The 9417-nt window shown below is 62.9% G+C and carries 8 protein-coding genes and 1 pseudogene; 1 reads left to right on the top strand and 8 read right to left on the bottom strand.

The window, feature by feature from the left end; genetic code table 11:
• From B4E36_RS19475 to B4E36_RS19445, 7 genes and pseudogenes are all read right to left on the bottom strand, one after another.
• A pseudogene (locus tag B4E36_RS19475) lies at window positions 1-788 on the bottom strand (F0F1 ATP synthase subunit beta); the annotation flags it as partial.
• A gap of 23 nt (window positions 789-811) precedes the next feature.
• The gene (locus B4E36_RS19470) at window positions 812-1690 is read right to left on the bottom strand and encodes a F0F1 ATP synthase subunit gamma (RefSeq protein WP_345900717.1); all 879 of its coding nucleotides are present in this window, start codon (window positions 1688-1690) and stop codon (window positions 812-814) included.
• 23 nt (window positions 1691-1713) lie between these two features.
• A complete protein-coding gene (gene atpA / locus B4E36_RS19465; protein ID WP_292059467.1) occupies window positions 1714-3249 on the bottom strand; it encodes a F0F1 ATP synthase subunit alpha in 1536 nt (511 codons plus the stop codon).
• On the bottom strand, window positions 3249-3815 hold the full coding sequence (locus B4E36_RS19460) for a F0F1 ATP synthase subunit delta (protein WP_292059469.1): 567 nt from the start codon (window positions 3813-3815) through the stop codon (window positions 3249-3251). The genes atpA and B4E36_RS19460 overlap by 1 nt, the downstream gene beginning before the upstream one ends.
• 330 nt (window positions 3816-4145) lie before the next feature.
• The gene (locus tag B4E36_RS19455) at window positions 4146-4532 is read right to left on the bottom strand and encodes a hypothetical protein (RefSeq protein ID WP_018062866.1); all 387 of its coding nucleotides are present in this window, start codon (window positions 4530-4532) and stop codon (window positions 4146-4148) included.
• A 55-nt stretch (window positions 4533-4587) separates the two neighbouring features.
• Entirely contained in the window at window positions 4588-6804 is a 2217-nt protein-coding gene (locus B4E36_RS19450) for a primosomal protein N' (protein WP_345900716.1), read from the bottom strand.
• Window positions 6805-6861: 57 nt separating this feature from the next.
• Window positions 6862-7803 (bottom strand): GNAT family N-acetyltransferase, encoded by a 942-nt coding sequence (locus tag B4E36_RS19445; protein WP_292059474.1) that lies wholly within the window; start codon window positions 7801-7803, stop codon window positions 6862-6864.
• Window positions 7804-7999: 196 nt separating this feature from the next.
• Here B4E36_RS19445 and B4E36_RS19440 point away from each other — a divergent pair, with 196 nt between their 5' ends.
• Window positions 8000-8935, top strand: a complete 936-nt coding sequence (locus B4E36_RS19440; protein ID WP_292059589.1) for a tyrosine recombinase XerC — start codon at window positions 8000-8002, stop codon at window positions 8933-8935.
• Window positions 8936-8989: 54 nt separating this feature from the next.
• Here B4E36_RS19440 and B4E36_RS19435 read toward each other — a convergent pair whose 3' ends face one another.
• Complete coding sequence (locus B4E36_RS19435; RefSeq protein WP_018062870.1) at window positions 8990-9250, bottom strand: hypothetical protein; 261 nt, start codon at window positions 9248-9250, stop codon at window positions 8990-8992.
• Window positions 9251-9417 lie beyond the last annotated feature (167 nt).

Here is a 9417-nt window from a genome sequence, read left to right as displayed (position 1 = left end):
GTGAAGCGGAAGATGTTGTCCACGAAGAACAGAACGTCCTGGCCTTCATCGCGGAAGTTTTCAGCGATCGTCAGACCGGAAAGCGCAACGCGGGCGCGGGCGCCGGGCGGCTCGTTCATCTGGCCATAGACCAGAGCGCACTTCGAACCCTCGGCCGAACCGTTGTTTTCGGCCGGGTCGACGTTCACGTTGGACTCGATCATTTCGTGATAGAGGTCGTTGCCTTCGCGGGTCCGCTCACCAACGCCGGCAAACACGGAGTAACCGCCGTGCGCCTTGGCGATGTTGTTGATCAGTTCCTGAATGAGAACCGTCTTGCCAACGCCGGCGCCGCCGAACAGGCCGATCTTGCCGCCCTTGGCGTAAGGCGCGAGCAGGTCCACGACCTTGATGCCCGTGACCAGGATTTCCGCTTCGGTCGACTGGTCGACATAGGGAGGAGCGTCCTGGTGGATCGCGCGCTTTTCCTTGGTCTTGATCGGGCCGACTTCGTCCACCGGCTCGCCGATGACGTTCATGATGCGGCCGAGCGTCTCGACGCCGACCGGCACCTGGATCGGCGAACCCGTGTTCTTGACTTCCTGACCGCGAACGAGACCTTCGGTCGCGTCCATGGCGATCGTGCGCACTTCGTTCTGGCCGAGGTGCTGCGCGACCTCGAGAACCAGCCGGTTGCCGTGGTTGTCGGTTTCAAGCGCGTTCATGATCGGGGGCAGGTCGCCGTCGAAAGCGACGTCAACGACGGCGCCGATAATCTGCGTCACTCTACCGATAGAGGCCTCAGCCATGATAAAACCCTCTTTTCAAGCTCTTACAGCGCTTCCGCGCCGGAAATAATTTCAATCAGTTCCGTGGTGATCTTTTCCTGACGCTGACGGTTGTAGGACAGCGTCAGCTTGTCGATCATCTCACCGGCATTGCGCGTGGCGTTATCCATCGCGCTCATCTTCGCGCCCATCTCGCCAGCGACATTTTCCAGAAGCGCCCGGAAAATCTGAACGCGGATGTTGAGCGGGACGATATCGTCAAGGATAGCCTCGGCGCTCGGCTCGTATTCGTATAGCGCCGCACTCTCGCGCTCTTCCGCCTCTGCCGGCGGAGCGGCGGGAATGAGCTGGAGCGCCGTCGGGACCTGCGAGATCACCGAATGAAACTCCGAATAGAACAGCGTGCAGACGTCGAACTCGCCGGCTGCGAACATCTCGATGACGCGATTGCCGATATCCTCGGCATTTTCGAAACCGATCTTGCGAACGTCACGCAGATCCTTGCGCTCGACGACGAGGTCGGCGAATTCGCGGCGCAGCGCGTCATAGCCCTTGCGGCCGACGCTGAAGATCTTGACCGTCTTGCCCTCGGCAATCAGCTTGCGGGCATGCAGGCGGGCATGACGGGCGATCTGCGCGTTGAAGCCGCCGCAAAGGCCGCGTTCGGCCGTGCAGACCACCAGCAGGTGGACATCGTCCTTGCCGGTGCCCTTCATCAGCGCGGGCACTTCCTCGCCCTCGCCGACAGCCGCCGTCAGGTCGGCCATCACGGTCGCCATGCGCTCGGTGTAAGGCCGCGCATTCTCGGCGGCCTCCTGGGCGCGCCGCAGCTTCGCCGCGGCGACCATCTGCATCGCCTTGGTGATCTTCTGCGTCGCCTTCACCGAGGCAATGCGAAGCTTCAGATCCTTCAATGAAGCCATGGGTATTCAGTCCCCGTCTGGTGTTACTCGGCCGAAAAATTCTTGGCGAATGCTTCGATGGCGGACTTCAGCTTGGCCTTCAGATCGTCGCTCAGCGCCTTTTCGGTGCGGATCGCTTCGAGAACGTCGTTGGCTTCGCCGCGCATGTGCGACAGCAGGCCCTTCTCGAAGTCGCGTACCTTGCCAACCGGCAGCTTGTCGAGATAGCCGTTGACGCCGGCGAAGATCACGGCAACCTGCTCTTCCGTCTTCAGCGGCGAGAACTGCGGCTGCTTCAGGAGTTCGGTCAGGCGCGCGCCGCGGTTCAGCAGGCGCTGGGTCGCGGCATCAAGGTCGGAGCCGAACTGGGCGAAGGCGGCCATTTCACGGTACTGGGCAAGCTCGCCCTTGATCGAGCCGGCAACCTGCTTCATCGCCTTGATCTGGGCGGCCGAACCAACGCGCGAAACCGACAGGCCGACGTTAACGGCCGGACGAACGCCCTGGTAGAACAGGTCGGTTTCAAGGAAGATCTGGCCGTCGGTGATCGAGATCACATTGGTCGGGATGAACGCCGAAACGTCGTTACCCTGGGTTTCGATGACCGGCAGAGCCGTCAGCGAACCGGCGCCGCGCTCGTCGGAGAGCTTGGCGGCGCGCTCGAGAAGACGCGAATGCAGGTAGAAAACGTCGCCCGGATAAGCTTCGCGGCCCGGCGGACGGCGCAGCAGCAGGGACATCTGACGATAGGCAACGGCCTGCTTGGAAAGGTCATCGTAAGCGATCAGGGCATGCATGCCGTTGTCGCGGAAATACTCGCCCATGGCGCAACCGGCGAACGGCGCGATGTACTGCATCGGCGCCGGATCGGAGGCGGTTGCGGCGATGACGATCGAGTATTCCATCGCGCCGCGCTCTTCGAGCGTCTTCACGAACTGGGCAACCGTCGAACGCTTCTGACCGACAGCGACGTAGACGCAGTAAAGCTTGTCGGCGTCCGGGCCGTTGTCGTGGATCGGCTTCTGGTTCAGGAAGGTGTCGAGGATGATCGCTGTCTTGCCGGTCTGGCGGTCGCCGATGACGAGCTCGCGCTGGCCGCGGCCGACCGGGATCAACGCGTCGATGGCCTTGAGGCCGGTCGACATCGGCTCGTGAACCGACTTGCGCGGAATGATGCCGGGCGCCTTGACGTCGACAACGGCGCGGGTATCGGAATTGATCGGACCCTTGCCGTCGATCGGGTTGCCGAGCGCGTCGACAACGCGGCCGAGCAGGCCTGGACCGACCGGAACGTCAACGATAGCGCCGGTGCGCTTGACGACGTCGCCTTCCTTGATCTCGCGGTCGGAGCCGAAGATAACGACGCCGACATTGTCGCTTTCTAGGTTGAGCGCCATGCCGCGCACGCCGCCGGCAAATTCCACCATCTCGCCGGCCTGGACGTTGTCGAGACCGTAGACGCGGGCAATGCCGTCACCAACAGAAAGCACCTGGCCGACTTCAGAGACTTCCGCCTCGTCGCCGAAATTTTTGATCTGCTCTTTCAGAATTGCGGAAATTTCCGCGGCCCGGATATCCATCAGCCAACCTCTTTCAGTGAAAGCTTAAGTTTGGAGAGTTTCGTGCGCAGCGATGTGTCGATCTGACGCGAGCCCACCTTGACGATCATGCCGCCGAGAAGGGAAGCGTCCTCGGTTATGTCGAGCGCAACATCCTTGCCCGTCACATCCTTCAGCGCAGTCTTCAATTCCTGTTGTTGTTCCTTCGACAGGGCATGGGCCACCGTCACCTCGGCCGTCACCTCGCCCCGATAGGCCGCGACCGCGCCACGATAGGAGGCGATCATGCCCGGCAGGACAAACAGACGGCGATTTTTCGCCACGACCTTGACGAAATTGCCGACATAGCCGCCGATCTTCGCCTTTTCGAGAATAGCCTTCACCGCCCTCAGCTGCTCATCGGCGCTGAATGCGGGGCTCATGACCAGACGCCGGAAGTCGTCGCTATCCTTGAGCATCTTGTCGATCTGGTCGAGATCAGCGCCGAAGGCGTCAATCTTGTCTTCTTCCTTGGCCAGTTCGAACAGCGAAACGGCATAGCGCTGCGCGACGCTCGAAACAGAATGGGATAGGTCCGCCACAGGCACAGATTCCCTTTTTTTAACCGGCAGGAACGGCGGTTGTTGCCGACGTTTCCACCCCTTAGAACTTTACAATATCCCCAGGAGAACTGCGGTGATCAAACCCGCCTTTCCCGATAGTCGGGGTCCGTCTAGCACAGGTAATAGCGACTCGCAACACGCTCAAAGCCCCTTTGGACCATTGGCGCGCGTTTCTTGCCACAATCTCCGAAAAGCCCTGTAAAAACGAGATTTTACAGCAACCGCCGAAGCACAATTATTCCCCGAAACGGAAACCGTGCCGCGCCGACACATGCAGGAGGCAGATGCGCCTCGCCTGCCGCTTGCCCGGTCACGCTATGCCCAGCCAAGACCGTAGAGCAGCATGAACACCCCGGCCACGGCCTGGCAGGCCAGGAATATACCGCCCTTGATGGACCGGCTCTTGAGCGTCGCCATCCACAAGAGCCTTGTGAGAAACCCGAATATCAGGGCGAGACCGAAGGTGCGGTAGATCATCGGCTGGTCGAACAGCAGCGCCATCAGCGACATTGCCGCATAGGTGCCGCCGATCAGCGAGCGGACGTGGATGGTTTCGCCATCTTCGACCTTGTGGCCCGAAAACCCGGTCAACGCCATCAAACGCAGCGGCGCCAGCGCCACGATAAGCCCCCATATCAGGATCACCACCGCCATGAACAGGGCGACCTGACCCACGAAGCTCTCCGGCCAATAGAAACTCATTACACACCCTCCAGCATTGCGGGACACGCGCCCGCATCCCTTTGGGGATCATTATCTAGAGAAAGCTCTGCGGGTCAATGTCGACCTGCACCTTTACCGAGCCGCGCGCCCTCGGCCCGTTTTCGAGCATCGCCGCCAGAAACGACTGCATGTCGTCGCCGCGCGCGCCATGCACCAGCAGCCGGAACCGGTAGCGGCCGCGGATCAGGGCAAGGGCCGCCTCCGCCGGCCCGAGCACCGAGATCGAGCGGCTTTGCGGCGCGGCGGCCCGGAGCGCCCGGGCATGCGTTTCGGCCTCGCCGCGCGTTTCCGCCGAAACGATCACCGAGGCAAGCCGTCCGAACGGCGGCAGGCCGCTCTTCTCGCGCTCGCCGATCTCGCGGGCATAGAACCCCTCCGCCTCGCCGGAAACGATTGCGCGCATCACCGGGTGGGCGGGCTGATAGGTCTGGATCAGGCCGTGGCTCGTGAGCCCCGTGCGCCCTGCCCGCCCGGTCACCTGGGCAAGCAACTGGAAGGTGCGCTCCGCCGCGCGCGGATCGCCGTTTGCAAGGCCGATATCGGCATCGACGACGCCGACAACCGTCATCAGCGGGAAATTATGCCCCTTCGCCACAAGCTGCGTGCCGATGACGATATCCGCCTCGCCGTTTGCCACCGCCTCAAGCTCCAGCCTTAGCCGCTTGACCCCGCCGGATAGGTCCGACGACAGCACGATGGTGCGCTTTTCGGGGAAATGATGCTCGACCTCCTCGGCGATGCGCTCGACGCCCGGCCCGCAGGCGACCAGATGGTCGAGCGTGCCGCATTCGGGGCAGGCCTCGGGCACCGGCTCGGCGTGGCCGCAGTGATGGCACATCAACTGCCCGCGAAACCGGTGCTCCACCAGCCAGCTTGAGCAATTCGGGCACTGAAACCGGTGACCGCAGACCCGGCAGAGCGTCAGCGGCGCATAGCCCCGGCGGTTGAGGAACAGCAGCGCCTGCTCGCCGCGCCCGACCGCGCCCTCCACCGCCTTCAGCAGAACCGGCGACAGGAAGCCGCCGCGCGCCGGCGGGTCGCGCCGCATGTCGATGGTCTTCAGATCGGGAAGCGCCGCCTCGGCGAAACGGCCCGGCAGGTGCAGCCGTTCGTAGCGGCCGGCAAGCGCATTGACCTGGCTTTCGATCGAGGGGGTCGCCGAGGCGAGAACCGTCGGAATATCGCCGATCCGGGCGCGCACGACCGCCATGTCGCGGGCGTTGTAGAACACCCGGTCTTCCTGTTTGTAGGCGGTGTCATGTTCCTCGTCGACCACGATCAGACCGAGATCCTCGAATGGCAGGAACAACGCCGAACGGGCGCCGGCAACCACCCGGATGCGCCCCTCCGCCGTCTGCCGCCAGACCTTTTCGCGCATGCGCGGCGCAAGATCGGAATGCCATTCGCCGGGCTTCGACCCGAAGCGGGCCTCGAAGCGCTCAAGAAACGCCGATGTCAGCGCGATTTCCGGCAGCAGGATCAGCACCTGCCGCCCCTGTCTCAGCGTTTCCGCGATCGCCTCGAAATAGACCTCGGTCTTGCCCGAACCGGTGACGCCGTCGATCAGGGTGACGCCAAAGCCCTGCCCGACCGACGATTTCAGCCTGTCGGCGGCGTCCCGCTGGTCCGCCGACAGTTCGGGCGGGGCGTAATCGGGATCCGCCGCGCCGACGGCGGGCGGCGGCGGCAGGAACACCGTATCGAACACGCCTTGCTTCATCATGGTCTCGACCACGCTGGCGCTGACGCCGGCGGCGCGGGCGAGCCCGAGCCGCGTCCAGGAGAAGCCGTCCGAGGCCAGTTCCAGCACGCGTTGCCGCGCGGGTGTCATCCGCTCGGGCGTGGTGCCGGTCAGCCTGAGCCCCTCGACCATCGGCTCGGGCTCGAGCGCGGTCGGCGCGCGCACGGCCATCCGCGCGACAAGGCCCGGCGGCGTCAGCGTATAGCCCGCCACCCAATTGATGAATTTCCGCATCGCCGGGCTGATCGGCGGGCAGTCGAAGACGTGCTCGATGGGTCTGAGCTTCTTCGAGTCCACGGCGCCGGTCTCATCGCCCTCATCCCAGACGATGCCGATCACCTTGCGCGGGCCGACCGGCACCTGCACGACGGAGCCGGGGGTCACCGCCATGCCATCGGGCACCGCATAGGAATACGGCCCCGCCACCGGCAGCGGCACCATCACGGGCACGCTGCGTGAAGTGGCAGGCGTCACGGGTTTTCCGAAAAGATCAAGCGAATCTGAAGTCATGACTGGCAAGCTTGCCTGCCGACGCCTGGAAAGTGAAGCGGCAAAGCAGATCGCGGCTCAGGCCGCCCCTTCCTCTGCCTCGGCCTTGGGTTCGGCCGGCGGCAGCGCGAAATCCGCATCAGGGTCCTTCGCCAGCGCATGCACCGTATGGTTTTCGAGCGCGGTCGTCACGTCGGCGGCGTCGCCGTGGAGTTCCTCGGGCATGATCATCTTGCCGATGGTGAAATCGAACCGGTCGCCCTTCTTGTTCAGAAGTTCGTGGAACACGGTCATGTCGCGCAGTTCGGTCGACCATTTGGCGAACCAGTAGAACAGGCCGGAATTGCGCGCCTTCAGATGCACCGGCAGGATCGGCAGGTTGTATTTGCGGGCAAAGCCGATCGCCGAATTCTTCCACGGCCGCTCGTTGAGCTTGCCCTCGGCCCAATAGGCAATGCGGCCGGAGGGAAACAGCACCATCGCCTTTTCCTGCCTGATCGCGTCATTGGTGACCTGCAGGGTTTCGCGCGCCTTGAGCTTGCTCTTGAACTCCTCGCGCCACTCGACCGGAATGATCATCTCGACCAGGCGCGGATTGACGCGCACCGCATCGCGATTGGCGAAGAACATCATGTCCGGGCGGCGTTCCTTCAAGAGATCGAACACCGCCACGCCATCCGCAATGCCGGTCGGATGGTTGGAGACCATGATGAAGCCGCCGGCTTCCGGAATCCGCTCGCCGCGCTGGCAATGGATGTCCAGCGTCAGTTTTTCGGAAAGATAATTGAAGACCCCGTAGCCATCCATGGACTGGGTTTCGGTGGCGAATTCGATCGCCTTGCCATAGCCGAGCAGGGAATAAAGGAAGGGCCGCATCACCGGCCAGAACGGGCTGTGGACAATCTTTTCGCCGCGCTCGGCGATCAGCGTGTCGACAATATGGCCCGGCCGTCCCTGCGAGACAAGCGCCAGCGTCTCGGCAAAATGCGTCAAGGCAGATGAGGAATCACGGCGCGCCATATAAAGTCCCGTCAATGGTGGAAGGTCTATATCCCAACTCGATATGATAAGACAATGACACCCCCCTCGAAGCATTAGCTTTTTTCTAACGCAATCTAGTGCAGGATTGTCGGCGAACAAGATTTCGTCAAGCGCCAAGGTCATGGCCCAGGCCGGCCGGCGTGGATAAACACCTGTGGATGACGGCTGGCGATCGATGGAAAACGTGCTCATTCCGGCAGACGACGCCCTGATGGCGCTTCGGCGCGACTGGCTCGAAACGTTGGACAGCGAAAGGCGGCTCGCCGACCATACGATCAACGCCTATGAGCGCGACACGCGCCAGTTTCTGCAGTTCCTGTGCCGCCATGTGGCGCGGCCGGTGCGCCTTTCCGATATCGACGCGCTGCGGCCTGCCGATATTCGCGCCTATCTGGCGTTTCGCCGCAAGGGTGGCGCGGAGGCGCGCACGCTCGGGCGCGATCTTGCCGGCATTCGCTCGTTTCTGCGCTGGCTGGAAAAGCGCGGGCTTGCCAATGCCGCCGGCGTGCGGGCGATGCGTGCGCCGAAACAGCCGAAATCGCTGCCGAAACCCTTGAACGCCGAAGATGCCCTTGCGCTGTCGCGCGCCGACAGCCAGCTTGCGGAAGAGCCATGGATCGCGGCGCGAAACGCCGCCGTGTTCTGCCTGCTCTATGGCTGCGGGCTGCGCATTTCCGAAGCGCTGGGACTGGCGCCCGCCGATTTTGCCGGCGCGCCGCAAAGCCTCCGGATCACCGGCAAGGGCAGCAAGACGCGGATCGTCCCGCTGCTGCCTGCAGCGCTTGCCGCCGTCAACGATTATATCCGTCTAGTGCCCTATCACCTTGAAGCGGAGGGGCCGCTGTTTCTCGGCGCGCGCGGCAAGAAGCTGCAAAGCGCGATCATCCAGCGCGAAATGCAGGCGATGCGCGGCGCGCTCGGCCTCTCCGACAAGGCGACGCCGCATGCGCTGCGCCACTCCTTCGCCACCCATCTTCTGGCCGCCGGCGGCGATCTGCGCACCATCCAGGAACTGCTCGGCCATGCCAGCCTGTCGACGACACAGGTCTATACCGGCGTCGATACCGGCCGGCTCTTGGAGATCTACGACCGGGCCCATCCGCGCAAATGAAAGGCCCCGCAGCAGTCAGCCGCAGGGCCTTGAGCTGATCAACAGGCTTTCGGATCAGTTGTTGTTGATATAGCCGAGATCGATCAGCTTCGCCGTGCCGTCCGGCTGAACCTTGTAGGTCTTGGAGGCCGTCCAGCCGGACCCGCCGCTAACCTGGGTGGTGAAGATGGTTCCGGGCGCGGAGATGCGGGCGATCTCCTGATCGGCGGTGGTCTGCTTCGCGCCGTACATGGTCGGGTTGAAGGGCTGGGCAGCCAGCGCCGCGCCGGAACCGATCATCAGGGTTGCGAGCGAAAGGGCTATGATCTTCTTCATGACAGTATTCCTCGGTTGTTGAGGCAGGCGGAGACAAACGTCTCGCCGCGGAAGACTGCCTACTCCCGATTGCAATTTCCGGAAAATGAATGTTTTGTTATTTTAGCATAATTTTCAATATCTTACGATAATTTAACCTGTATTAAAAACCAGCCATGAACACCGGC

This window comes from Martelella sp. UBA3392, assembly GCF_002358775.1.
GTDB lineage: Bacteria > Pseudomonadota > Alphaproteobacteria > Rhizobiales > Rhizobiaceae > Martelella > Martelella mediterranea.
Note: the sequence above shows the minus strand (reverse complement) of the source record. Positions and strands in the feature narration are given on the sequence as shown.

Coding starts and splice junctions, on each gene's coding strand:
- B4E36_RS19470 (WP_345900717.1), bottom strand. CDS start 1,690: ATGGCTTCATTGAAGGATCTGAAGCTTCGCATTGCCTCGGTGAAGGCG.
- atpA (WP_292059467.1), bottom strand. CDS start 3,249: ATGGATATCCGGGCCGCGGAAATTTCCGCAATTCTGAAAGAGCAGATC.
- B4E36_RS19455 (WP_018062866.1), bottom strand. CDS start 4,532: ATGAGTTTCTATTGGCCGGAGAGCTTCGTGGGTCAGGTCGCCCTGTTC.
- B4E36_RS19450 (WP_345900716.1), bottom strand. CDS start 6,804: ATGACTTCAGATTCGCTTGATCTTTTCGGAAAACCCGTGACGCCTGCC.
- B4E36_RS19445 (WP_292059474.1), bottom strand. CDS start 7,803: ATGGCGCGCCGTGATTCCTCATCTGCCTTGACGCATTTTGCCGAGACG.
- B4E36_RS19440 (WP_292059589.1), top strand. CDS start 8,000: ATGGAAAACGTGCTCATTCCGGCAGACGACGCCCTGATGGCGCTTCGG.
- B4E36_RS19435 (WP_018062870.1), bottom strand. CDS start 9,250: ATGAAGAAGATCATAGCCCTTTCGCTCGCAACCCTGATGATCGGTTCC.